This window comes from Flavobacterium sp. 2755, from assembly GCF_031455715.1.
Taxonomy (GTDB): Bacteria; Bacteroidota; Bacteroidia; order Flavobacteriales; family Flavobacteriaceae; genus Flavobacterium.
Map to the genome: position 1 here is coordinate 18,003 of NZ_JAVDTG010000016.1, position 24,340 is coordinate 42,342.

23 protein-coding genes are annotated in these 24,340 nt (G+C 33.4%); 9 read left to right on the forward strand and 14 right to left on the reverse strand.

Going from position 1 to position 24,340, the window contains the following annotated elements:
* Complete coding sequence (locus J2Y38_RS24000) at positions 1-456, reverse strand: tRNA (cytidine(34)-2'-O)-methyltransferase (protein WP_309847789.1); 456 nt, start codon at positions 454-456, stop codon at positions 1-3.
* Positions 457-514: 58 nt separating this feature from the next.
* Positions 515-1,090 (reverse strand): pseudouridine synthase, encoded by a 576-nt coding sequence (locus tag J2Y38_RS24005; RefSeq protein ID WP_309847790.1) that lies wholly within the window; start codon positions 1,088-1,090, stop codon positions 515-517.
* A gap of 138 nt (positions 1,091-1,228) precedes the next feature.
* Between J2Y38_RS24005 and J2Y38_RS24010 the strand changes: the two genes are divergently transcribed.
* From J2Y38_RS24010 to J2Y38_RS24020, 3 genes are all read left to right on the forward strand, one after another.
* Positions 1,229-1,603 (forward strand): hypothetical protein, encoded by a 375-nt coding sequence (locus J2Y38_RS24010; protein ID WP_309847792.1) that lies wholly within the window; start codon positions 1,229-1,231, stop codon positions 1,601-1,603.
* Between the two features lie 145 nt (positions 1,604-1,748).
* The gene (locus tag J2Y38_RS24015; protein WP_309847795.1) at positions 1,749-2,501 is read left to right on the forward strand and encodes a glucose 1-dehydrogenase; all 753 of its coding nucleotides are present in this window, start codon (positions 1,749-1,751) and stop codon (positions 2,499-2,501) included.
* A gap of 302 nt (positions 2,502-2,803) precedes the next feature.
* Positions 2,804-6,214: a T9SS-dependent choice-of-anchor J family protein gene (locus J2Y38_RS24020; RefSeq protein ID WP_309847797.1), complete on the forward strand. Its 3,411-nt coding sequence runs from the start codon at positions 2,804-2,806 to the stop codon at positions 6,212-6,214.
* A gap of 56 nt (positions 6,215-6,270) precedes the next feature.
* Here the strand turns inward: J2Y38_RS24020 and J2Y38_RS24025 are convergent, their stop codons facing one another.
* From J2Y38_RS24025 to J2Y38_RS24040, 4 genes are all read right to left on the reverse strand, one after another.
* Positions 6,271-6,798: a MepB family protein gene (locus tag J2Y38_RS24025; protein ID WP_309847798.1), complete on the reverse strand. Its 528-nt coding sequence runs from the start codon at positions 6,796-6,798 to the stop codon at positions 6,271-6,273.
* Positions 6,799-6,920: 122 nt separating this feature from the next.
* Positions 6,921-8,786, reverse strand: a complete 1,866-nt coding sequence (locus J2Y38_RS24030) for a hypothetical protein (RefSeq protein WP_309847801.1) — start codon at positions 8,784-8,786, stop codon at positions 6,921-6,923.
* Positions 8,783-9,334 carry an RNA polymerase sigma factor gene (locus J2Y38_RS24035; RefSeq protein ID WP_073486209.1) on the reverse strand — a complete coding sequence of 184 codons (552 nt, stop codon included), beginning with the start codon at positions 9,332-9,334 and terminating at the stop codon, positions 8,783-8,785. Before J2Y38_RS24035 ends, J2Y38_RS24030 begins: the two co-directional genes overlap by 4 nt.
* Before the next feature lie 162 nt (positions 9,335-9,496).
* Positions 9,497-10,348 carry a protease complex subunit PrcB family protein gene (locus J2Y38_RS24040; protein ID WP_309847803.1) on the reverse strand — a complete coding sequence of 284 codons (852 nt, stop codon included), beginning with the start codon at positions 10,346-10,348 and terminating at the stop codon, positions 9,497-9,499.
* A 200-nt stretch (positions 10,349-10,548) separates the two neighbouring features.
* On the opposite strand from J2Y38_RS24040, the gene rmuC reads away from it, so the two are divergent.
* The 4 genes from rmuC (at position 10,549) to J2Y38_RS24060 (ending at position 14,188) form a co-directional block, all read left to right on the forward strand.
* On the forward strand, positions 10,549-11,934 hold the full coding sequence (gene rmuC / locus J2Y38_RS24045) for a DNA recombination protein RmuC (RefSeq protein ID WP_309847805.1): 1,386 nt from the start codon (positions 10,549-10,551) through the stop codon (positions 11,932-11,934).
* Between the two features lie 178 nt (positions 11,935-12,112).
* Positions 12,113-12,661: an acyl-CoA thioesterase gene (locus tag J2Y38_RS24050; RefSeq protein WP_309847806.1), complete on the forward strand. Its 549-nt coding sequence runs from the start codon at positions 12,113-12,115 to the stop codon at positions 12,659-12,661.
* Between the two features lie 42 nt (positions 12,662-12,703).
* Entirely contained in the window at positions 12,704-13,099 is a 396-nt protein-coding gene (locus J2Y38_RS24055) for a VOC family protein (protein WP_053474301.1), read from the forward strand.
* A 519-nt stretch (positions 13,100-13,618) separates the two neighbouring features.
* A complete protein-coding gene (locus J2Y38_RS24060) occupies positions 13,619-14,188 on the forward strand; it encodes a YceI family protein (protein ID WP_309847809.1) in 570 nt (189 codons plus the stop codon).
* Between the two features lie 2 nt (positions 14,189-14,190).
* Here the strand turns inward: J2Y38_RS24060 and J2Y38_RS24065 are convergent, their stop codons facing one another.
* Complete coding sequence (locus J2Y38_RS24065; RefSeq protein WP_309847811.1) at positions 14,191-15,102, reverse strand: TIGR01777 family oxidoreductase; 912 nt, start codon at positions 15,100-15,102, stop codon at positions 14,191-14,193.
* A gap of 99 nt (positions 15,103-15,201) precedes the next feature.
* Here J2Y38_RS24065 and J2Y38_RS24070 point away from each other — a divergent pair, with 99 nt between their 5' ends.
* Positions 15,202-15,864 carry a TetR family transcriptional regulator C-terminal domain-containing protein gene (locus tag J2Y38_RS24070; RefSeq protein ID WP_309847812.1) on the forward strand — a complete coding sequence of 221 codons (663 nt, stop codon included), beginning with the start codon at positions 15,202-15,204 and terminating at the stop codon, positions 15,862-15,864.
* Positions 15,861-17,165: an AarF/UbiB family protein gene (locus tag J2Y38_RS24075; RefSeq protein ID WP_309847813.1), complete on the forward strand. Its 1,305-nt coding sequence runs from the start codon at positions 15,861-15,863 to the stop codon at positions 17,163-17,165. The genes J2Y38_RS24070 and J2Y38_RS24075 overlap by 4 nt, the downstream gene beginning before the upstream one ends.
* A gap of 179 nt (positions 17,166-17,344) precedes the next feature.
* Here the strand turns inward: J2Y38_RS24075 and J2Y38_RS24080 are convergent, their stop codons facing one another.
* The 7 genes from J2Y38_RS24080 to J2Y38_RS24110 form a co-directional block, all read right to left on the reverse strand.
* A complete protein-coding gene (locus tag J2Y38_RS24080; protein WP_309847815.1) occupies positions 17,345-18,640 on the reverse strand; it encodes a deoxyribodipyrimidine photo-lyase in 1,296 nt (431 codons plus the stop codon).
* Positions 18,641-18,832: 192 nt separating this feature from the next.
* Positions 18,833-19,342, reverse strand: coding sequence for an SRPBCC family protein (locus tag J2Y38_RS24085; RefSeq protein ID WP_073486194.1), 510 nt, complete (start codon positions 19,340-19,342; stop codon positions 18,833-18,835).
* 51 nt (positions 19,343-19,393) lie between these two features.
* On the reverse strand, positions 19,394-19,834 hold the full coding sequence (locus J2Y38_RS24090; protein ID WP_309847816.1) for a sterol desaturase family protein: 441 nt from the start codon (positions 19,832-19,834) through the stop codon (positions 19,394-19,396).
* A 225-nt stretch (positions 19,835-20,059) separates the two neighbouring features.
* Complete coding sequence (locus tag J2Y38_RS24095; protein WP_309847818.1) at positions 20,060-20,899, reverse strand: phytoene/squalene synthase family protein; 840 nt, start codon at positions 20,897-20,899, stop codon at positions 20,060-20,062.
* Between the two features lie 3 nt (positions 20,900-20,902).
* Entirely contained in the window at positions 20,903-22,369 is a 1,467-nt protein-coding gene (locus J2Y38_RS24100; RefSeq protein WP_309847820.1) for a phytoene desaturase family protein, read from the reverse strand.
* Positions 22,370-22,408: 39 nt separating this feature from the next.
* On the reverse strand, positions 22,409-23,308 hold the full coding sequence (locus tag J2Y38_RS24105; RefSeq protein WP_309847823.1) for a MerR family transcriptional regulator: 900 nt from the start codon (positions 23,306-23,308) through the stop codon (positions 22,409-22,411).
* A gap of 71 nt (positions 23,309-23,379) precedes the next feature.
* Positions 23,380-24,339, reverse strand: a complete 960-nt coding sequence (locus tag J2Y38_RS24110) for an ion channel (RefSeq protein ID WP_309847826.1) — start codon at positions 24,337-24,339, stop codon at positions 23,380-23,382.
* Position 24,340: the final 1 nt, after the last annotated feature.

The following is a 24,340-nucleotide window of genomic DNA, read 5'->3' on the forward strand; positions in this document are numbered from 1 at the left end:
TTATTTCTTTAAGCCAATCTGTCTCTTAGCTTCACCAACCACAAAAGCAACAGAATTCGCAATATTAAAAGAGCGAATAAGCGGAGACATAGGAATCGTTAAATGATTTTCGAATCGGGCCATAAACTCTATGCTTAAACCAACGCTTTCTTTTCCGAAAACTAACCAGTCGCCATCCTGAAATTCATTTTCTAAATACGATTTATCAGAATGAGAACTCATTAAAAATACACGGGAATGGTCTGGAATTTGAGCAATCCATTCATCAACATTTTGATATTCGGTTACATCAAGATGAACCCAATAATCCAAGCCGGAACGTTTTAGGTTTTTATCATTAATTACAAAACCAAAAGGATGAATTAAATGCAGTCGGCTTTCAGTTCCTACGCACAATCTTCCAATGTTTCCGGTATTATTTGGTATTTCGGGTTCTACAAGAACTACATTTAGCATTTTTTTGAATTATGAGTTATAAGTTATGAATTATGAGTTTCTAAAAATTATCTAATTATCAAATTGACATATTATCAAATTGATTTACTTCTAAAACCTCACCGGCTTTTAAGTTCTGCAAATATACATTTCCTATCCGAACACGAACTAAACGTAAAGTGGGAAAACCAACTGCGGCAGTCATTTTTCGAACCTGACGAAATTTTCCTTCGTTTACAGTAATCGAAGCCCAGGAAGTTGGGCCGTGTCGTTCGTCTCTGATTTTTTTGGCTCTCGGACCAAAATCGGGAATTTCAGTAACGATAAAAGCAGAGCAGGGTTTTGTTTTATATTTTCCGCCTTCAAAACCTATTTCTACGCCTTTTTGCAATTGTTCAATCGCTTCGAGCGTAATGATTCCGTCAACCTGAACGTAGTATTCTTTGTCGACTTTTTTACTTCTTATCTGCTCGCTTACTTTTCCGTCGGTTGTCAGCAAAAGTAAACCTTCAGAATCTTCATCTAATCGGCCAATCGCCATTGTGCCTTCGGGAAAATCATGAAGTTCGCCCAAAAGCTTTTTCTTTCTTTTCAATTCATAAATAAATTGACTTAAATAGCCGTAAGGTTTAAAAAGAATGAAGTGTCGGTGCATGTTTTATTTTTTGCAAAGATAGCCTTGTTTTTTCTTCATTAGAAATAATCGGTTAATAAACTAAAAGCAATGTTAAACCACTTTCTTTTAAAATTTAAAATTCGTAATATTAAGATAGAAACTCAAAATAATAAGGATATGGAAACTAATAATTTAGGCTCTAAAAAGATAAATGGAGTACAAAAAGATATAGACGAAACGAAAGGAAAAAATATTTCACACGACGGAAAAGCAGATGATGCCAACCTGAAAAAAGAAGTGGTAGCAGATAAAGAAGGAAATAAAGAAATCGTAGACAGAGCACGAAATGAAAATGAAGATATTCAAAAAGTTAAGGACGATGTAAATCCAGATAATCCAAATGCAAACCGCGGCGTTTCCTCTGATGAAGAAGCAAAAAAGACGGTAGAGAATAAAGACAGAAATTCAGATGTTGAACCAAACCGCTATCCAAACTCACATCCGGACAATCATGAAGATCGCGGTAATATGAAATTAGACGAAGATAAATAAGGAAAATTTTCTTGATTTACGGGCTTTTAATGCCAAATAACATTTGATTATGATAAAGTCTTAATCTTATTGTAAACTCCGTTTTTACTATGGTCAGCCGTCAATATCTTCGTAAATTACAGCTACAAATTTAAATTTTAAGAATATGGCACTTTTAGAAAACAAAGTAGCTTTTGTATCTGGCGGCGGTTCAGGAATTGGACGTGCAGTTGCAGAATCCTACGCTCGAGAAGGAGCAAAAGTTGTAGTTTCGGATATTAATGTGGAACACGGGGAAGAAACCGTAAAAATTATAAAAGAAAGCGGCGGAGAAGCCTTTTTTGTAAAAGGCGATTCGTCGAGTGCAAGCGATAATAAACGCATGGTTGAGGTTACGGTTTCAAAATACGGCCGACTTGATATTGCCTGCAACAATGCGGGAATGGGCGGCCCGGCAAAACCAACCGGAGAATATGAACCCGATGCCTGGGATCGCGTAATTGCGCTTAATTTAAGCGGTGTTTTTTATGCCTGCCGTTATCAATTAGAGCAAATGGAAAAAAGCGGCGGAGGAAACATCGTTAATATTGCTTCTATTCACGGACAAGTTGCTGCTCCGTTAAGTCCGGCTTATACCGCATCTAAACATGGAGTTGTAGGACTGACTAAAAATATTGCGGCAGAATATGCTCAAAAAAATATTCGTTGTAATGCCGTAGGTCCCGGTTACATTGAAACGGCATTATTAAAAGATAATTTGAATAATGATGCAATGAATGCTGTTGCTTCAAAAGCGCCAATGAATCGTTTAGGAACTGCTGAGGAAATTGCCGAATTGGTAACTTTTTTAAGTTCTGAAAAATCTTCTTTCACCACAGGAAGTTATATTATTGCCGATGGAGGATATACTGCAGTCTAATTTTCTGTTTTTTATATAATTTAGAAAAAAGCTGTTCTGTTTGGAGCAGCTTTTTTATTGACAAAATAATTTAAAATAAAGTTTTTTCTTATAAAAATAAAGCAGTGTTTCCAGATTTCATAATTCTTAAAAATTAATGGGAAAACGCATTCTGCCTAAATCAGAAAAATTTTAGAATGTAAAATTAGACTTGTTGTTGAAAAAATATTTATGTAAAAACTTACAATTAATTTAAGTTTTTACAATATTCTCTTAACTTTAAACAGTATAACTTTGATTTCTAAACCCCTATTATTAAATTTATGAAAAACATTTACTCAATTCGCCATCTCGTGGCCTTTTTAAGTTTTTTTTGTTGTTCACTAAGTCTGGTTGCGCAAACCTTTTCAACACCTCAGGATTTGCCATATCAGCAGAATTTTTCTATTGCTCCAAGTATTACAGCATATCCTGCTGGATTTCAAGGATGGACAGCAAGTACAGTTCCCGGATCTGCTTTTAATACCAATGCAGCATTAGTTGCAGACAGACCTTTAGTTGCCAACAGTACTGCCGCAACTACAAGTGGTAATTTTCATAATTATGATGGCAAAATTGGTTTTTTAAACACAGGCTCATTAGACTTAACAATTGGTTTTGCTTTTGATGCTACAGGAGAAACAGCCATACAAGTTCAGTATGATGCCATGACAATTCGTAACCCATATGATGTCGCTGCAAACAGTTCACGTATAAATGAAATGGTTTTGCAATATAGAGTAGGTACAAGTGCTCCTTTTATTTCATTATTATCTACTGCTTATGTAAATAATGATGTAAAGCAGACCACTGCCATTACAACGCCTCAAAACTTGAAAACCATAAAAGTAACTTTGCCAGCAGAATGTGATAATCAGCCTGTAGTTCAAATTAGATGGATTTCAAGACAAGTTTCAGGATCAGGTTCGCGTCCATCATTTGCCATTGATAATATCGATATTAAAAGCGATGTTGCAGCTCCGGTAAATGCGTCCGGATATCCAAAAGCAGATAATATTTTAGCACAAAGTTTCGATTTTATTAATAAAGTAGATGAACCGGCAAAAACGTATTATGTATTATTGCCAGGCGGAAGTGCAGAACCTACAATTGCTCAAATAAAAGCCGGACAGGATGCAGCAGGAGCAGCAGCTTTACAATCTGGATTTTTAGATATTACAGATGCATCTCTGGAATATGTAAAAAGTTTTACAGGATTAAGTTTAAGTACGGCATATTCTGTTTTTTCTATTTCCGAAGATGCTTATGGAAACATTCAGTCTACAGTAAATAGAATTGATGCAGCGACATCAAGCGTTGCCCTTCCTAATTTAGTTCCTTCGGTTGTTTCTTTGAATTTAGGTTTTTCTGAAACAAATTTTGATTCCGATATTTTTTCGTACCAGCTTCAAGCTTTAAATCTTACAGATGATGTTGTTTTAACTTCAACAGCAAATTTTACTATTTCTAAAGATAACAGCACTTTTGCATCAACATTAACATTTGCTGCTGCTGATTTTGCTTCAAATGCAACTCCAACAGTTTATGTAAAATTTACACCAAATGCAGTCAACAGTTTTACTGGCGAAATAACGCATGAATCAAACGGTGCCGCAACAAAAATTGTGACACTGACAGGAATAGGAATTAATCCGTATGTGCAGGGATTTAATGACCCTAATGTTTTATCAAATAGCGGATGGACACAATATAACGTTGCCGGAACCATAAACAAATGGTCACCAACAACTGTGGCAAGAAACGTAAATTCAGGATCTGGAGCTGTTTTAATGAACGGATTTTCAGATACAGGAGCAAGTAAAGACTGGTTGATTTCACCAAAATTACATTTAGATACCTTTACTCATTTTGCATTATTGTCTTTTTACTCTCGTAAATTTTATGCCGGTCCTGGTTTAAAATTAATGGTTTCTACAGATTATGATGGAAAAAGCAATCCGGAAACGGCAACCTGGGCAGAAATAGATGGTAAATTTCCAACCGTAACCGGAACGTATACAAAATCACAATATATTGATTTAAGTGGATTTAAAACTGGTAATACTTATGTTGCATGGGTTTATGAAACAACGGCTGGAGGAAATAATTTCGCTGCCGAGTGGTCATTAGATGATGTTGCAATTACGAATGAAACGGGTTATGTAAATTCAAATCCTGTTCTGGATTTTGGAGATGTTGCACAAAATACTGTTTCTGCAAGCCAATCTTTTATTTTTAAAGCCGAAGGTTATGGAGATATTACAATCACAGCTCCGGCAGATTATCAAATCTCATTAGATAATATTACATTCCAGTCAAGTGTAACTGTTGAAGCTACAGAAGCTGCAAATGGCAAAACAATTTATGCAAGATTTACACCTTCAACAAAACAATTAATTATTTCCGGGCCATTAACAGTAACGGGAACAGGATTAAACAAACAAATTGGTTTATTGACTGGTTCTTCTTTACCAAAAGCAGATACATTTGATGTTGTAACCTATAATTTAGAATTTTTTGGAACTGATGTAAAAGGAACTGACGGAGTAGAATTTGGTCCAACAGATGATGCCTTGCAAATTGATAATGTTGCCAAAGTAATGAACAAATTAAATGCAGATGTTTATGTAGTTCAGGAAGTTTCTGATGATCCATCGATTGACGCTTTAATCCAAAAAATAAACATCAACGGAAAAACATTTGACAAAACAACTTCAACGTCATGGTCGTATTCTTTTGAGGCACCAGATCCGAATTTCCCGCCGCAAAAACTAGTAGTACTTTATAACACGCAGACAACAACAGTAAAAAAGACTCGTGTTATGTTTAAAGAGTTTTATGATGAAGTTCGCGCCGGAACAAAAACGTTATCAAATTATCCTGGTGGAAACGGTTCAAGTTTTTTCTCTTCTGGACGTTTACCATATTTAGTAACAATCGAAACCAATATGGGTGGATTTACAAAAGAAATCAATTTGGTAGATCTTCATGCACGCGCCAACAGCGGAACCGATATTTCACGTTACAACATGCGTAAATATGATGCTCAGGTTTTAAAAGACAGTTTAGATGCACATTATTCAAATTCTAATTTAATTATTTTAGGAGATTATAATGATGATGTAAAAGCATCTGTAATTACGCCAAATCCTTCTTCTTACGAAAGTTTTGTTACAGATACTAATAACTACAATCCACTTACTTTAGGAATAAGTCAGGCGGGTGCTTACAGTTTTTTAAGTTCAGGCGGATTTTTAGATCACATTATTATTTCTAATGAATTAAGCGATCAATATATTCCTAATTCAATTGCAGTTTACGATCCTCGTAATGATATTCCAAGTTATACCACAACAACATCAGATCACGGGCCTGTAATTGCTCGTTTTGAATTAAAACAAGATGTTTTATCGACTCCTGATTTTGGAACTAAAAATGGATTTTTTGTAACAGCCTATCCAAATCCGGCAGTTGATGATTTAAATTTCGCAGTAAAAACAAGCGAAAATAGAAACTTTAAATTAAGACTTTACGATATAAACGGACGTGTATTAGGAAATCCTATTGAAATTAAAAGCAGTCAGGAACTTTCAAACACCGTAATGTCAGTTCGTAATTTATATCCGGGACTTTACATTTATACTTTATCAGAAAACAATAAAGTAATTTATAAAGAAAAAATCCTGAAGAAATAAGCTAAGGATTAATTCATAAAAAAGGCAGTTCAATTTGAACTGCCTTTTTGTTTTTATTATTTTCCAAGTAAAAACTTAGCCCGATTTATATCTATTGGATCAGAAATGGGTAAAAAATAATCTAATTGCCATTGCTGGGTTTTTTGTGCCTGTTTGCTTGTTGTTTCATCCCAAGGCGGATACACTCTCGTAGCTCTTATTCCTTCTTTTAAAGTTGTAGTAAAAATTCCTTTTTTGAGTAAAATCTCTTTCGGAAAAATAAACTGCCCCAAAAGATTTTCTTTTTGAACATTTACAATTACAAAATCTATTGTATCAGAATAATCAAAAGGTTCGATAATTCCAGATTTGTTGCGTTTCCATAAAGTTACGAACTGACCCGTTTTGGTTGGCGTAATTTTAGCCGATCTGAATTTAATCTGGCTTTCGCCGATTTTAAAATCGAAAGCTTCATATTCCTGACTTTCCTTTTCGGGTTGAGGTTCAGAACATTCGAAACCGCAAACGTCGTAAATTAGTTCTTTTGCAATTTGGAGATTTTTAGGAACAAATTTTAGATCTTTCCAATCCTTTTTTAGAGTCATTTATTGTTTTATTTTTCCTGCAAATTACAATAAATCAAACATTAATTCAATAAAAAAAGCAGTTCAATTCGAACTGCCTTTTCGTTATATCTATTGGAATTAAAAACAATAAACTATAGATATTAAAAGTTAACATTCAACCCAAAATTCAATCCCCATTGAAATTGATTAAAAGATTGATTGCTTAAAGGATTTGCATAATAATTAACAGCAGGTTCAACAAAAACGTTTGTCTTTTTATAAACTCTATATTGTACCGTACTACTCAAAGTTGTGCCATAAACATAATCGTTTGCATTGACATTTTCGCCCATAGAATTTCCATCGATGGCAACACTGTTCGAAATCAGTTTACCAACAAATCCGCCTGTGTTTAGATTAATGTTTGTTCTGTTTTTATTAAAAACAGAATACGAAACTTCTAAAGGCATTTCGATGTAACGAAGATTTTGGCTCAGATTTCCAGTTTCGATATTATCGCTTTGCAGCACATCTTTTGTAGTATTTGAAACTAAAACATAACGTGTATCGCTTGCAATTTGTGGAACACTTTCATTTTTTACAAAATAATCGCTTGAACTGAAAAGAGCTTGATTTCTTGTGCTTAAATACGAAACATTTGCAACACTTTGTCCCAGTTCATTGATTTTAAAACCAGAAGCAACGGCCCATTTTTTATTGATTTTATACTGTGTTTTTACACCGTACGAATTACTTTGTTTAGAATCGTTTACGTTTCCTAAAGTTTTATTGTTTTTATAATTTTCAGAATTGGCAACACCGGCAAAAAGTTGTAAAGCCCATTTTTCTGATTTAGACAATGTTTTGTCTTCTTTTTTCTTTTTCTCCTCTTCCGGAGTAACAGCAGCAATTCCCTTTTCTAAATTTTGAAGTTCCGCTAATTGCACAGAATCTTTTTTACTCAAAACAGTTGAATTGGCAAAAGCAGTATTGCTTTTTGAATTCCCATTTTGAACACTTGCAATATTTTTGTCAGCAGTCGTTTTTTGAATGTTTTCTTTCTCTTTATTCAACGAAGGACTTAAAGCATTTGGATTTCTTTTTGCTGCAGAATTTGAAGCATTAAGTGCAAGTGCATTTTTATTTTTTGAAGAAGAAAGATTCTCAAAAATTGAATTCGGTAATTGATTCCCTGAAACAGCATTAAAATTATTTGTTTTTGCCGGAGCAAATTTCTTCTCTGCTAAAATCTTGTCAGCATTTCTTTTTTCAATGTCTGACTGACTTTTTGAACCGTAATTAAAAGAATCCGATTTGTTTGGGGCAAATGATTTCTCGGCAACAGCCTTGTTTGAATTCTCTTTTTTAGTGGTCGAAAGTTGATTTTTAGATGCCGCATTAAATCCATTTTCTCCAGCTGAAACAAATGTTTTTTCGGCGACAGCGCGATTTATATTTTCTTTTTTATTGTTAGAAATTTGACTTTTAGAATCTGCATTTAACCCATTTTCTCTAGCTGGAACAAATGATTTTTCGGCTACGGCATTATTTCTTTCGACATTTACTTTTGGTTCAAAGCTGCTATTATTTGTTTTGTTTTGAGAACCCGTTTGAGCTTTAACTGTTTTTGAATTTTGGTTTAATTGATTTTGGTCTGATTGATTAGTTGTTTTTTCTGATGACGAAACCCGATTATTATTAGATTCTTTTTCAAGGATATTTTCTTTAGTTTCAATGCTTCTGGTTTTATTGGTATCATTATTTTCCTGATCCAGAACAACATTGTTATTTTCAATAGAATTGTTTTGTATTGTTTTAATTTCTGAATTATCAGAAGTAAAATGCAATACAGAAGGGAGCAGTAAACCTAATAATAAGCATGCAGCCGCCGACCACCAAAGAATTGCTCTCTTCTTCTTTTTAGGTTTGTCGAGTTTTTCTTCAATCTGACCCCACAATTCAGGAGGCGGAACACTCGAAAAGTCTTCCATTGATGAAAAAATATCTTCTATTTTTTGCTTCTTCATGCTATCTTAAAATTTTTTATGCTCAGTATTCTTTTTTGCAAAATATGTTTGGCTCTATTTAAATTTGATTTTGATGTTCCTTCAGAGATTTTTAGTAATTCGGCAATCTCTTTGTGTTTCATCTTTTCAAATACATAGAGGTTAAAAACCGTTCGATATTGATCCGGTAAATCTCTAATATATTCTAACAGTTTTTCTTGTTCTATTGGGATAACGTCCAGTTCCTCTTCTTCGATAAAATCAGTATCGGGATCAAAAACATCAAGAAAGAAACTCTCTTTTTTCTTCTTATTTAAAGTTTCAATCAGCTTATTAATGAAAATCCGTTTTAGCCAGCCTTCAAAACTTCCTTCAAATTTATACTGACCGATTTTTTGAAAAACAATTACAAATGCTTCCTGGAAAACATCCTTCGCATCATCTTCATTTTTCATATATTTTAGGCAAATACCATATAAAACAGGAGAGAACAACTGATATATTTTCAGTTGTCCTCCTCTGTCATTTTTCATGCAAAGCTTAATATATTTCTCTAAATCGTCTTTCAAAAAATGGATTAATTTGGTTTTGCAAAAATAGTTCTTAAAAGCTTACAAAACTACATTTTGTAAATAGTTAGAACTAGTGGTATTTTGTGTTAGTTTTTGATTATCAAGTATATCTGTGTCTTTTGTTGGGTCGCAAAAGATACAGATGTTACTCAATGAGTATTATTTTAAGCTGTTAATTTTTGACTTAAGCGCCATTCTGAAAGCTTTTATTTCGCTGCTCATATCTGGAGTATCATTATTATCAATAGTAATTTTAGTTACCGTAATTCCCTGACGAAGCTCAAAATAAACGCCACCTTGAGCACCTGGTGTACCATACGTTTTTGTCTGGCCTTTAATTGCTGTAATTTCTGTAGGGATAGTTTTTGACAATGTAGTATATTCACTTCTTACCGTTTTAGCATTGTATTTATATTGCTCAAACTCGTAGTTTCCGGTAGTAACACCTAGGAATTTTAAAATATTGTAGTCATTGATCTGAAAAAAGTCATTTGTAGTTCCAAAACTTCCAATTACGATATTATCAGGACTTTCATTTGTTCTGTTAAACAAAATTGCTTTTGCTGTTTTTGGGATCAAAATGAAATCTGTTGGATAAGTTGGAGTCTGCGTTAAAGTTTCTCCTGTTTGTGGTCCTTTTTCGTAGAAATTAACAATGATTTCGCAGTTGTTTTGTACAATTGAAGTAATTTTTATTGCGTAACCATTTGTAGGTTTTACGCCTGCAAAAAGTGCAATCATATAGTTATCACTAAAATTAATGTTAGGATCGCTTGCAACTGTACAGGTATTGGCATGTTTTGTAAAATAAGCGTCCATTTTTTCCTGCGAAGTTATAATAAGTGCACTCGGATTATTAGGTAAAGTTTTTACACTATAGTTACATAAAACAGGGAAGCCCGAAAAAGGTAAATCTACATTAGTTCCACAGTCAACATTCAGGTCGTCATTACTAAGAGAGCAGGCGCTAAATCCAAAAGCGATAAATAAGCTCAACATTAATTTTTTCATGATTATTTTTTAATAGGTTATATAATGTAGATGAAGCTGCTTTAAAATGGTTGCGTGAAAAATTATTTTTTTAAAGGATTTCCGTAAATCTTATTTAGATTGTTTGATTAATTTAGACCCCATACTAATTCGTGATATTTTAATTTTTAAAACCACGAACTACGTATTATTGCGTACTTTTACTTAAAATAAACTTAGATATGATAGAATTTCTTCCACTTTTATTGGCCTTTGTAATTGCTTTGTTTCTTGGGATATACTTAGGGAAAATGTTGTTTTCGGCTAGATTTCAGGCAGAAAAAGTAAGTTTAGAAGAAAGACTTAATGCAAATGCAAATCAGTTTCAATTACAAAAAGAGCAGTTTGAAACAGAAAGAAATAATTTTCAGAAGCAGCTTCATTTAATTAATTCTGAAAAAGAAAGTATCAGAACAGAAAAAGACAGTCTGGCGATTCAGCTTTCTAAAAAAGAAGTTGATTTTGAGAATCTTTGGGAACGCCATAAAGAACAAAAAAGTGAAATAAACGAACTTCAGGAAAAATTTACCAAGGAATTTGAAAATCTGGCGAACAAAATTCTTGAAGAAAAATCGGCAAAATTTACAGAACAAAATAGTGAAAACATGAAAAATATTCTACTGCCGCTTCAGGATAAAATTCATGTATTTGAACAAAAAGTAGATCAAACACATAAAGAAAGTATCGATTATCACGCAGCATTGCGCCAGCAGATTATTGGTTTAAGCGAAATGAATGCTCAAATGAGCAAAGAAACCCTAAACTTGACCAAAGCATTAAAAGGCGACAGTAAAATGCAGGGAAATTGGGGCGAACTTGTTTTAGAACGTGTTCTGGAAAAATCCGGTTTAGAAAAAGGGAGAGAATATGAAGTACAGCAAAGTTTTGTAAATGCTGAAGGAAATCGTGTTTTTCCTGATGTTGTAATCAATCTTCCAGACGGAAAGAAAATGATTGTCGATTCTAAAGTTTCTTTGGTCGCTTATGAAAAATGGGTAAACGAAGAATCTGATTTACTAAAAATCGATTGGCTTAAAGAGCACGTTTTGTCTATTAAACGCCACGTTGAACAACTCGGAAATAAAAATTATCACGATTTATATCAAATAGAAAGCCCGGATTTTGTTTTACTTTTTATCCCGATAGAACCCGCTTTTGCGATTGCGTTGAACGAAGATTCTACTTTATATAATAAAGCTTTCGACAGAAATATTGTAATCGTTACGCCAAGTACATTATTAGCAACGCTGCGTACCATAGACAGTATGTGGGCAAACCAAAAACAGCAGGAAAATGCTTTTGAAATTGCCCGACAAGCCGGAGCTTTATATGATAAATTTGAAGGTTTTGTTACCGATTTAGTTCGAATTGGAAATAAAATTAAAGATACCAAAACAGAATATGAAAGCGCCATGAACAAGCTTGTTGACGGCAAAGGAAACTTGATTTCAAGTGTAGAGAAATTGAAAAAAATGGGTGCAAAAGCCAAGAAATCACTTCCGGAAAACATTATAAACAGGGCCTTAAACACGGATGAAACCGAATTATTGAATCAAGAAAATATTTAAACACATAGTCCCGATAGCTATCGGGATATTTTTCTGTGAAAGAATTAAAAAGAAACTAGTTTCTAACACATAGTTATCTATGTTTGTTAATACAAGTGAAACGCCTTTAACGACATTGAAAAACTATGTTCCTATGTGTTTAAAATAATAACTATAGAAATTTCCAAAAACAAAAAACATGACTACAGATTTTAAACCCGTTTCTTCATCAAAAATCAGCATTTCAGAATTAATGCTTCCGTCGCATACTAACTTTAGCGGTAAAATTCACGGGGGATATATTTTACAGCTTTTAGATCAGATTGCATTTGCTTCGGCTTCAAAATTTAGCGGTAACTATTGCGTGACGGCTTCTGTTGATACAGTAAACTTTCTTAAACCAATAGAAGTTGGAGAATTAGTAACCATGAAAGCCTCAGTAAATTATGTGGGAAGGAGTTCGATGATTGTGGGTATTCGTGTTGAAGCAGAAAATATTCAAACCGGAGCTGTAAAACATTGTAATTCATCTTATTTTACAATGGTCGCCAAAGATAAAGAAGGAAAAAGCGTTCCCGTTCCGGGACTTATTTTATCTAATCTTGAAGAAGTGCGACGTTTTAGAAAAGCAATTAAACATATCGAAGTTAGAAAAGAAGTAGAAGAACATGAAAAAGTTGCTAATATAAATTCAATCGAAGACTTAGCAAGCTTAGATAAATACAATGTGCTTTTAGAAATCAGCTAAATTTTCCTATCTTTATTTAATACACATTTAAATAAAGAAATCATGATAAAGTTTGGATATACAATTTTATACGTTGAAGACGTAGAAAAATCAATAGAGTTTTATGAAAATGTATTTGGGTTCGCAAGAAAATTTATAAGCCCGGATAATGATTATGGAGAATTAAATACGGGAGAAACAACCATTTCTTTTGCGTCAAAAAAATTAGCATCGCATAATTTGAGCGAAGGTTTTATAGAAAGCAGTTTAGAAGACAAACCTTTTGCAATAGAATTAGGTTTTATTACAGAAGATGTTGGTGACCTTGTTCAAAAAGCAACTTCGTTTGGAGCTGTTTTAGTTACAGAACCAAAGAAAAAACCGTGGGGTCAAGTTGTAGCGTATGTTAGAGATACAGATGGTTTTTTATTGGAAATTTGTACGCCAATGCATGGATAAAATGTCATTAATAATAGCAGTATAGTCCCTACGGACATTTTGGAACTATTCATTGTTTCTTTCTTTCTTTCTTTCTTTCTTTCTTTCTTTCTACCGATATGTAATCTCTACGAGATATTCCGTTAGGAATTAAATATCGGTAGAAAAATTAAAATTGACATACCGTTTTTGTCCCGTAGGGACTATACGGCATTTATTATTTCGCTGTCAAAAAAAATATCTCGTAGAGATATCTCATAGGTAGAAAAAATAAAATTTTAGACCCCAATATTTGTTCCGTAGGAACATCTCATTTTACCTCTCACAAATTACATTTCACATTTTATATCCACCATTTCGTACACCAAAATATTCACAAATATTTAGCACTAGTTCAAGAACTCCGCATCTTGAAATTTCGTAACTTTAAGTATAAACATTAGGTTACGAATTTTTTCACGGAGTACTGCCGTTCTATTTTTGAACTTGTAAAATTCTTCTTAGAAATAGAATGACATAATTGTTTAATTGATGACGATTATGAAAAGAACTACATTACTTATTTTATTTTTTACTGCATTTTCATTACTTGCCCAAGACAAATTTAAAACCACTACGGCTGTTGTAAATTTTGAAGCTTCTGTTCCTTTTTTTGAAGAAGTAAAAGCAGTAAATAAACTCGGAACTATTATTCTCGAACCTGAAACAAGTACTTTAATCTGTACTGTTGTAATCAAAGATTTTCGTTTTAAAATGGATTTAATGCAAGAACATTTTAATGAAAATTATATTGAAAGCCATCGTTATCCAAAATCAGTTTTTAAAGGGAAAGTTCAAAAATTTGACTTGAAAAACGTTGATGAAATTGAAAAAGAGTATGACGTAAAAGGAAAACTTTATCTTCACGGAAAATCGAAAATCATTGAGATGAAAGCCTTGATAAAAAGAGTTCCGGAAGGAATACAAATTTCGTGTAATTACCCCATTTCAGTTTCAGATTTTAATATAGAAATACCGAGTGTTGTTGCCAGCAAAATTTCAAAAACGGCCAATACTCATTTACTTGGAGTTGTACAAAGTGAAGATATGAAGTATCTAACTTTGAAATAATTTTAATTAATGCTTGCTATAAGCGCTTTTTCTAAATCAGTAAACTGAAATTCAAATCCGGTTTTTTGTATTTTTTCTGATGAAACCCTTTGTCCGGTTAAAACAGCTTCGCTCATTTCTCCTAAAACAATTTTAAGAATAAAAGGAGGAATTTTAGGGAGCCAGATCGCATATCCGTATAATGAAGCCAGTATTTTAGAAAACCTCGAATTTGTAGTGTTATCTGTCACAGCCGCATTATACGGGCCATGCATTTGGTCATCTGAAACTGCTTTGCAATAAATTTGAGATAAGTCCTCGATATGAATCCAGGGTAAATATTGCTTTCCTGATCCTAAAACCGCACCAAAACCAGCTTTAAAATTAGGATTGACTTTTTTCAAAAAACCTTCATCTTTTCCCAGCACAATTGCAGTTCTGATTTTTACGGTTCGAATGCCTAATGCTTCGATTTTATCAACTGCATTTTCCCAAATTTGACAGGTTGTGCCTAAAAAGTCATTTGCTGCAGGCGTTTCTTCGGTACAAATTTTATGACTGGTAACAGCACCGTAAATGCCAACTCCCGAAGCTGAAATAAAAGCATCAAGTTTTTTATTGTTTTTTTCTAAAACAGAAAAAATCAAATCAATTGGTTTTGTACGGCTTTCCAGAATTGCTTTTTTTCTTTTTTCTGTCCATCTTTTTTCAACGATTCCTTCGCCCGCAAGATGAATGATGAAATCAGCATTTAAAACAGCATTTTCATCTATATAATTTTTGTTCAAATCCCATTTATAATACGTGATTCCATTAGTGTTCTCTTTATCTGAACGACTCAAAACAGACACAGAATATCCCGCTTCAATGAGAACATTTGTTAAATGTTTTCCAATGAATCCGCTTCCTCCGGTTAATAGAACATTTTGAGCCATAATAGTTTATAATATATTTAACAGTACTTGCCGTTTAATCATTAGTAAAGGTACTTAAACAATGTTTACCTTTATGGCAAATTCTAAATTTTAAATAAAATGACGACTAAAAAGAAGGTAATTACCAAAGATGATATCGTTTCAAAATACATGGATGAAGTTTTAGAAAAAGGCCAAAAACCAAAATCAGTTTATCATTTTGCCAAAGAAAATGATTTTACCGAAGCGGAGTTTTATTCCTTTTTTGGAACATTAGAAGGTTTAGAAAAAGAAATATTCCGACTGTTTTTTGAAAACACAGTCAACTTACTTCACAAAAATGAAGAATATCAGGAATATGACATGAAGAATAAAATGCTGAGTTTCTATTTTACGTTCTTCGAAATCTTAACCGCAAACAGAAGTTACGTTTTACAATCGCTTAAAATTGATAGAAATCCGCTTAAAAATCTGGTTCAGTTAACTACACTTAGAAATAGTTTCAAAGAATATGTTGCAGAAATCCTAACTGATGATTACAGGTTGGAATTAGAAAAACTGCAGAAATATCAGGAAAAAGCCATTCAGGAATCGGCATGGTTGCAATTAATGATTACGATTAAATTCTGGATGGAAGATGAATCTGCTGCTTTTGAAAAAACAGACATTTTTATCGAAAAATCGGTTAATGCATCATTTGAATTAATGAATGTTGCACCAATGAATCATTTAATAGATTTTGGAAAATTTCTATTCAAAGAAAAAATATACAGCAAACAATGAAAACAATCGATTATATTCCAACTTCAAAAATAGAAAGAGCCGGAAAATTAGTTCAAACCGGCGCCAAAATCGGAGTAAATTATATAAAGCACTATGCTGAAAAAGTAGTAAACCCAGATTTAACCCGCGATAAACTTAACGAAAATAACGCCGAAGATATTTACGACGGACTTAAGAGCTTAAAAGGAAGTGCTTTGAAAGTAGCTCAAATGTTAAGCATGGACAAGAATTTTCTGCCTCAGGCTTATGTGGAGAAATTTTCTTTGTCACAATTTTCAGTTCCGCCGCTTTCTGCACCTTTAGTTTTAAAAACTTTCAAAACTAATTTTGGTAAAACTCCTTATGAAATTTTTGATGAGTTCAATGCAAATTCAGTAAATGCAGCAAGTATTGGTCAGGTTCATCTGGCTAAGAAAAATGATAAAAAACTGGCGGTTAAAATTCAATATCCCGGCGTTGCCAATAGTATTTCTTCAGACTTGGCTTTGGTAAAACCTATTGCGATCAGAATGTTTAATCTGCAGGGAAAAGACTCAGATAAATATTTTAAAGAAGTTGAAGATAAACTTATTGAAGAAACGAACTATTTGTTAGAATTAAAACAAAGTCAGGAAGTTGTAGAAGCGTGTAATAAAATTGAAAACATCATTTTCCCGAATTACTATCCTGAATTTTCGTCAGAGAAAATCATTACAATGGATTGGATGACGGGAATTCATCTTTCTGAATTTACGGCAATTAATAAAGATCAGGAAGTTGGCGATAAAATAGGGCAGGCGCTTTGGGATTTTTACATGTACCAAATTCATGTTTTGCGAAAAGTACACGCAGATCCGCATCCGGGAAACTTTTTGGTTAATAATGAAAATCAATTAATTGCGTTAGATTTTGGCTGTATGAAACAAATTCCTGAAGAATTTTATACACCGTATTTTGAGTTAATCAACAAAAATGTAATTACAGACGAGAAGCTTTTTAATAAAAAATTATTCGAATTAGAAATCCTTCGTCCAGACGATACTCCGGCAGAAGTGGAATATTTCACCGATATGTTTCATGATTTATTATCACTTTTTACAAAACCTTTTCAAAACGAAACTTTCGATTTTGCCGATGAAACTTTCTTTAATGCGATTGCAGAATTAGGCAAACGTTTTTCTGAAGATACAAATTTGAAAAAAATGAACGGAAATCGTGGTTCTAAGCACTTTATTTATATGAACCGTACTTTCTTCGGACTTTATAATTTAATGTTCGATTTAAAGGCGAAAATTGTTGTTGAGAATTATTTGAAGTATTAGTTTTTGTTTCAGGTTTCAAGTTTCAGGTTATTAGATTGAACACAATTGTTGTCCTCCTGAGCGAAGTCGAAGGATTGCAAAGTATAGACACACAGTATGGATATGCACGCGATCCTTCGACTTCGCTCAGGAGGACACACTGGATGTAACTTGAAACTTGAAACCTGAAACAAAAAAACTTATTTCAAAATCCCCGCCTTATAAGTCGCAATCGCACGATCTCTCGCAAAGGCATGCTCAACCATAGGTTCATTATAACCAAAATCAAACTCAGGAATCCATTTACGAATGTATTCACCTTTTTCGTCAAATTTCTTTTGTTGGATTTCAGGATTAAAAACTCTGAAATACGGCGCGGCATCGCAGCCTGTTCCCGCGGCCCACTGCCAGTTTCCTACGTTTGAAGCCAATTCGAAATCCAGTAATTTTTCGGCGAAATAAGCTTCGCCCCATTGCCAGTTAATCAATAAATGTTTGCATAAAAAACTGGCGACAACCATGCGAACACGATTGTGCATATAACCTGTTTCGTTGAGTTGACGCATTCCCGCATCGACCATAGGATATCCGGTTGTTCCGGAACACCAGCGTTTAAAATCTTCTTCATTATTTCGCCATTGAATTCCGTCGTAAGCTGATTTGAAATTATGATTGACACAATTAGGAAAACTAAACAGAATTTGAATAAAGAATTCTCTCCAAATCAATTCGCTTAAAAAAGTCTGATTTTTTCGATTTGCCCAGTTTACTAATTTCCGGATACTCACGGTTCCGAAACGTAAATGCGGAGAAAGATAAGATGTACTGTCTAAAGCTGGAAAATCCCTTGTTTCTTTATAATTGGCAATTTGTGTTAAGTTGTGAGGCTGAACTTTTATGGAGCTTCTTTCAAAACCAATTCCTGCTAATTCAGGAAATGGAAATTTATTTTTTGCAAAATTAGATTGAAATGAAACTGAATCATATTCTGAAGCTGATCCTGAAAAATGATATTTTTCAAGCCATTTATTTTTATAAGGAGTATAAACCGTGTACGGAAGTCCGTCGGCTTTTGTGATTTCTTTTTCTTCGAAAATAACATGATCTTTAAAAGAGAAACATTCGATATTATTTTCTTTTAATAGAGAACAAATTGCAGTATCACGCTGGATAGCAAAAGGTTCATAATCTTTATTGAAAAATACGTTTTGAATATCAAATTCTTCTATAAGTGATTTCCAAACTTCTTTTGTTTTTCCTTTTTTGATTAAAATCGAAGATTCAAAAGTGTTTAATTCGGTATTTATTTTTTGAAGTGAATCGTAAATAAAACTTACTCTGGCATCGTTTTTTGGAAGATTGTCCAGAATATCTTCATCAAAAATAAATAATGGAATTACAGGAAAATTCGATTGTAAAGCTTGAAATAATCCGGTATTGTCTTCTAAACGCAAATCGCGTCTGAACCAGAAAAAGGAAACTTTTTGTTTTGTCATTGTATAATTTTCGCTTGACGAATATTTTTGTATTGTGTATAGTCCTTAAACACATAGAAACATAGGTTTTATTTTTCTTGTGAAAGAATATGGAAAGAAACTAGTTTCTCACATATAGCTATGTTTGTTTATGCAAGTGAAACGCCATTCGGCGCTATGCTAACTATGTTTCTATGTGTTTAAATAAAATATTTATATGCTTTTTTGTTCGGCATTAATCTGTATAATCTTTGGCTGCGATTTTGAATTAAACAATTCTTCGATCTTGTTATAACGGAAATCAAAAATGGTCTTTAGTTTGTTCTTCACCACTAATCGATTCATAATTCTCCCCAATATTCCGAGTGGAAGAGCATAATGAACGATGTCTGTCATTTTGGTTCCGCCATCGATTGTTCGTTCAAAAAAGTGTTTGTGATGCCATAATTTATAAGGGCCAAAACGCTGAACATCGATAAAATAGTGATTTTCTTTGCAGGCTGTAATTTCGGTAACCCACGAAATTTTGATTCCTAAAAGCGGTCGCAAAGTATAGGTTATAATCTGTCCGTGATACATTCGCTTTTCGTCGAAATCCTTGATTTCAAAATTCATATTGTCGAGTGTAATCGTCTGCAGGTTTTTTGGACTGGAGAAAAAATCCCAGCAGTCTTCGACCTTGGCGTTTACATATTGTACGGTTGCTATCTTGTATAATTTCATCTTCTAACTAAATCAATTGTTACAAATGCTTCTTTTGGAACGCCCAAATAGCTACATTTTATAATATTTTAAGGGTACAAACAACATTCCGAAACATTCTCCTTTTTCTTTATTTAGGTGTTTGTGGTGTATTTTATGTGCCTTTCGGAGTCCGATGAGGTATTTGTTTTTGGTATTTTTGAACCATTTAAAACGCTGATGGATCAATACATCGTGAATTAAAAAATAACAGACTCCGTAAAGCGTAATACCACAGGCAATAAAAAACAAATAGTTGAACCCGCCCTGAACTCCAAAATAAAATAAAAGAATACTCGGAGTCGCAAAAATGACGAAGAAAATGTCGTTGCGCTCAAAAGTATGCTCATATTTTGGCTGATGATGATCAGCGTGAAAATACCACATAAAACCGTGCATTACATATTTGTGCGTAAGCCAGGTAACACATTCCATAAACAGAAAAACGCCTAAAAAGATTAAAAAAGAAATCATTTTATAAATGTTGTTATTAAAATTATGATTTAAAATCTGTAGAGTTTAGCTTTAGTTTATAAAAGATTGACTCTAAAGATTATTTTTTTGTTTGGTTTTTACTCAATCTTGTCATTCCGAGGAACGAGGAATCTTCGTAAGTAGCTCCGCAATCTAAAGTGACAATCTTTGTCGATCTAGCAACGAAGATTCCTCGTTCCTCGGAATGACAAAACTGAACAAAATTTATACTAACTTCAATTTATAAGTCACAAACGACTGCGCTAAAAGCCCGGCTTTTGTATAATTTGAAACCCGGATTCTTGAATTTCCAATTTCATGAGACGGCGTATTTTTTAGTTTTTTAAGCAGTTTTCTGTAATAAACATAAGCCGTATAAACACCAAATTTGGCTTCAATTGGCAGTTTTACAATTCCCTGATACGCAATGCGGAAATCTTCTTCAATTTCTTTTATGATCTGTGCTTTTGAATCTTCGTTGAAATTGTTGAGGTTAACGCCCGGAAAATAAGTTCGGTTTAAGATCGTATTATCATCTTTTAAATCTCTCAAAAAATTTACTTTCTGAAATGCCGATCCTAATCGCATGGCTTCGTTTTTTAACTGCTCGTATTTTTGTTCTTTTCCCGATACAAAAACCTTTAAACACATTAAACCCACTACATCGGCAGAACCGTAAATGTAATCTGCATATTCCGCTTGTGTGTTGTAAGTTGATTTTATAAGGTCAAGTTTCATGCTTTTTAAAAAAGCCTGAACTAAATCGTCGGTAATATTATATTCTTTCACCGTATGCTGAAAAGAATTTAAAATAGGATTTAGGCTGATTCCCAATTCCATTGCTTTGTAATATTCTTTTTCGAAATCGTCGATAAGATATTCTTTTTCGTAATCATGAAAAGAATCTACAATTTCATCAGCAAAACGAACAAATCCGTAAATGCTGTAAATGGCATCGCGAATGCTTGGTGACAGCATTTTTACTGCTAGGGAAAAAGAGGAACTATAGTTCTTGGTAACTAGTTTGCTGCATTTAAAAGAAACGGCGTCGAATAGTGATTTCATTTTTTAAGATCTTAAAGATTTTTGAATTAATTCAGCGGCTAGTTTTCCTGAAATTAATGCAGGAGGAACGCCTGGCCCCGGAACAGTCAATTGCCCTGTGAAATATAAGTTACGTACTTTTTTGCTTTTTAGTTTTGGGCGCAAAAATGCCGTTTGCAATAATGTATTAGCCATTCCGTAAGCGTTTCCTTTATAGGCATTGTAATCTGCTTCAAAATCGTTTTTACAGAATGATTCCTTAAATATAATGTTATTTCTGATTTCTTGTTGTGTAAGCAGCTCGAAACGTGTAATTATCTTTTCGAAATATTCTTCTCTTAGTGTTTCGTTATCTTCTATTCCGGGTGCAAGCGGAATCAGGAAAAATCCGGTTTCCATTCCGTTTGGCGCTGCAGTCTGATCTGTTTTAGATGGGAAATTGGCGTAAAATAACGGAGCTTCCGGCCATTTTGGATTATCGTAAATATCAGCGGCGTGCTGATTAAAATCGACATCAAAAAATAAAGCATGATGTGAAATGTTTTCAATCTTCTTATTGAAACCCACAAAAAATAGGAGTGAAGATGGCGCAAAGATCCGGCTTTCCCAGTATTTTTCAGAATAAACCTGATGTTCTTTTTCTAGTAAAGTTTCGGTATGCTGATAATCGGCTCCGCTTAAAATAATATCGGCATTTATAATTTCACCTTTAATAACAATTCCTGTGGCGGTTTTATTTTCAACGATTATTTTTTCAATAGGAGAATTTGTTTTGATGGTAACGCCAAGTTCTACGGCTAATTTTTCGATTCCTCGAATGACATCAAACATTCCGGTTTTAGGATGCCAGGTTCCAAGTCCGAAATCGGCATAATTCATAAAATTGTAAAATGAAGGTGTTTTAGTTGGTTTCGCGCCGAGAAATAAAACGGGAAATTCGAGAATTTGAATCAGTCTTTCATTTTTAAATTTCCGGCGAATATCAGAACTGACATTGCTAAAAAACTGATTGAGTTTTAAAGCGGTTTCTTTTGTAATTAATTCAAGGGGAGAAACTCCGGGACGGTAAACTAAATCTTTTATGGCAATATCATAATTGCTTTTAGCTTGATTGATAAAGATTTGAAGTTGTTTACCGCTTCCTTTTTCGATTTCTTCAAACGTAGCTTTAATCTCTTCTAAATTGTCGTAAATGCTGATAAAATCATTTATTCCAAAATAAACACGATAGGCGGGATTTAGCTTTATAAGCTCGTAATAATCGGATGGTTTTTTATTGAAGTCATTAAAAAAACGTTCAAAAACATCTGGCATCCAGTACCAGCTTGGTCCCATATCAAATGTAAAACCATCTTTTTTGAATTGTCTTGCCCGACCTCCAATTGTTGGATTTTTTTCATAAATAGTGACCTTGTTTCCTTGCTGTGCCAGGTAACATGATGCGGCTAACGAAGAAAAGCCCGAACCTATAATTGCGATAGTTTTTGTCATTTTTGTTTAATAAAAGTACAAAAACTTTAAACAAAAAAATTAAATTGTTTCAATTGTTTCTTCCATCGAATCAAAAATACGAATTCTTTCCGGCAGTACTTTTTGATCGATATGTTCGACCATTTTACCCATAAGCCAGATTTCATTGTTTTTTTGCAGTAGTTTTTGTCCCATTGACTTTACGTATTGGTTGATAACGCTGCGATCCGGCTGGATAGTCATGAAGGAAACAAAAGTGATATTTTCAAAATGTTTGGTTAAATCCTGCAGGTTTTCGATAGGCATGCTTTCGCCTAAATAAATGGTTTTGTAACCTTTAGATAAAATTTCATATTGAAGATAAAGTAATCCTATTTGATGAATTTCATTTAATGGAAGGGAAAGAACAAAGATTCTGTCTGTTTTTGTTGGTTTTTGAATCTGAAGGCTTTCGGTATAAATTAAGATTTTCTGCTTGATCAAATGACTCATAAAATGTTCATTTGCAGGCGTGATCGTTTCCGACTGCCACAATAATCCCAATTCTTTTAATAAAGGTAAAAAATGGTCTTTAAAAACTTCTTTAAACGTTTTTTCAGAAATAAGCCAGTCAAACGTGTTGAAAAACAGTTCCTGATCAAAATTCATCATCGCCATTTTAAAAGATGTAATGGCGTAGTTTTGAGAGTTTTTCTTCGAAATAATTTCACGTACCAACTGCGGAATTTTTTCTTCCGGGTAAGTTGCTATTTTAGAAATTTTATAACCGTATTCGTGTAATAATGTGATGTTTAGAAGTTTCTGAAGGTTTTGCAGATTATAAAGTCTGATATTGGTATCAGTACGCATTGGCTCCAAAATGTTATATCTTTTTTCCCAAATGCGAATCGTGTGTGCTTTTATTCCGGATAAATTCTCAAGATCTTTTATACTGAAAACAGTTTTTATATTGTTTACCATTTGATACGATTATGTAAACAAAAGTAAAATAAAATCTCAAAAAACCTTAAAAACTTGATAAAAATGATTCTTTATGAGAAGTTTGTAGTATCAAACTGATCTAATTTGTCTAAATGTAAAATCGTTTTAGTATTATCTTTGCTTCTGTTGTACATAATTTTGAATTTTGCACCGTAAATAATTTCGTTAAAAGTGTACGAAGTTCTGGCTGCTACGGTATTACTAAACATATCATCAAAAGTGGTGATGAAAACTAAAATCTCGCCATGTGTATTTTTAAAATCTTCTTCGGTAAAAGTGTACAAAGGGCTGTTTTCATCAATGGGATGAACTAATGTCCAGCTTAACGAAAGCGCATTTATACGATCTATTTCGAGGTTAAGATTGTAGAATTTATTTACTCGCTGACCGTTTTCTTCAATACTCATTCCTAAAGTAACTTTTGCCGTTGCATCTGTAAAGTTGGTATTTTTAAAAGGAACAAGACGTATCATTAAGCCTTTTCCTTCTCCATAAGGAGAAATTAAAGCATTGTGCGAAAATTTTAAAAAAGCAGTTGGTTTGCTGAACCTTCCAAAGAATAAACCTGTTGCAATGGCAAAACTCAGCAAACCAATTAAAGCTTCGGCTGCAGACAAAGCACTTGTCAGGAATCCGGTTGGGCTGATATGTCCGTAACCAACCGTTGTAAAAGTCTGTGCACTAAAAAAATAAGCCTGTCCAAACTGTGTTAAAAGACTTCCAGACGGTGAAATTCCGTCCAGGTGTTCAATCCCTATGGCATAATAAACAACCGCAAAAATGAAATTGATTATAATATAGAAAGAGAATAAAATAAGCATGAATTTCCAGTTGGGCATATCGATCATGGTATGATACCAGCTTATTCTTCGAAGCAGGTTCATACCTCTTTTTTCGATATTTGGAGTTCCGTTTTTATTTACAAATCTTCCGCCGTAGCTTCCGGCATTCGTGCCAAATCCTGAATTTTTATCTGTTTGAAGGTTATTTATTTTTCTTAAAAGTGACATG

Coding starts and splice junctions, on each gene's coding strand:
- J2Y38_RS24000 (WP_309847789.1), bottom strand. CDS start 456: ATGCTAAATGTAGTTCTTGTAGAACCCGAAATACCAAATAATACCGGA.
- J2Y38_RS24005 (WP_309847790.1), bottom strand. CDS start 1,090: ATGCACCGACACTTCATTCTTTTTAAACCTTACGGCTATTTAAGTCAA.
- J2Y38_RS24010 (WP_309847792.1), top strand. CDS start 1,229: ATGGAAACTAATAATTTAGGCTCTAAAAAGATAAATGGAGTACAAAAA.
- J2Y38_RS24015 (WP_309847795.1), top strand. CDS start 1,749: ATGGCACTTTTAGAAAACAAAGTAGCTTTTGTATCTGGCGGCGGTTCA.
- J2Y38_RS24020 (WP_309847797.1), top strand. CDS start 2,804: ATGAAAAACATTTACTCAATTCGCCATCTCGTGGCCTTTTTAAGTTTT.
- J2Y38_RS24025 (WP_309847798.1), bottom strand. CDS start 6,798: ATGACTCTAAAAAAGGATTGGAAAGATCTAAAATTTGTTCCTAAAAAT.
- J2Y38_RS24030 (WP_309847801.1), bottom strand. CDS start 8,786: ATGAAGAAGCAAAAAATAGAAGATATTTTTTCATCAATGGAAGACTTT.
- J2Y38_RS24040 (WP_309847803.1), bottom strand. CDS start 10,348: ATGAAAAAATTAATGTTGAGCTTATTTATCGCTTTTGGATTTAGCGCC.
- rmuC (WP_309847805.1), top strand. CDS start 10,549: ATGATAGAATTTCTTCCACTTTTATTGGCCTTTGTAATTGCTTTGTTT.
- J2Y38_RS24050 (WP_309847806.1), top strand. CDS start 12,113: ATGACTACAGATTTTAAACCCGTTTCTTCATCAAAAATCAGCATTTCA.
- J2Y38_RS24055 (WP_053474301.1), top strand. CDS start 12,704: ATGATAAAGTTTGGATATACAATTTTATACGTTGAAGACGTAGAAAAA.
- J2Y38_RS24060 (WP_309847809.1), top strand. CDS start 13,619: ATGAAAAGAACTACATTACTTATTTTATTTTTTACTGCATTTTCATTA.
- J2Y38_RS24065 (WP_309847811.1), bottom strand. CDS start 15,102: ATGGCTCAAAATGTTCTATTAACCGGAGGAAGCGGATTCATTGGAAAA.
- J2Y38_RS24070 (WP_309847812.1), top strand. CDS start 15,202: ATGACGACTAAAAAGAAGGTAATTACCAAAGATGATATCGTTTCAAAA.
- J2Y38_RS24075 (WP_309847813.1), top strand. CDS start 15,861: ATGAAAACAATCGATTATATTCCAACTTCAAAAATAGAAAGAGCCGGA.
- J2Y38_RS24080 (WP_309847815.1), bottom strand. CDS start 18,640: ATGACAAAACAAAAAGTTTCCTTTTTCTGGTTCAGACGCGATTTGCGT.
- J2Y38_RS24085 (WP_073486194.1), bottom strand. CDS start 19,342: ATGAAATTATACAAGATAGCAACCGTACAATATGTAAACGCCAAGGTC.
- J2Y38_RS24090 (WP_309847816.1), bottom strand. CDS start 19,834: ATGATTTCTTTTTTAATCTTTTTAGGCGTTTTTCTGTTTATGGAATGT.
- J2Y38_RS24095 (WP_309847818.1), bottom strand. CDS start 20,899: ATGAAATCACTATTCGACGCCGTTTCTTTTAAATGCAGCAAACTAGTT.
- J2Y38_RS24100 (WP_309847820.1), bottom strand. CDS start 22,369: ATGACAAAAACTATCGCAATTATAGGTTCGGGCTTTTCTTCGTTAGCC.
- J2Y38_RS24105 (WP_309847823.1), bottom strand. CDS start 23,308: ATGGTAAACAATATAAAAACTGTTTTCAGTATAAAAGATCTTGAGAAT.
- J2Y38_RS24110 (WP_309847826.1), bottom strand. CDS start 24,339: ATGTCACTTTTAAGAAAAATAAATAACCTTCAAACAGATAAAAATTCA.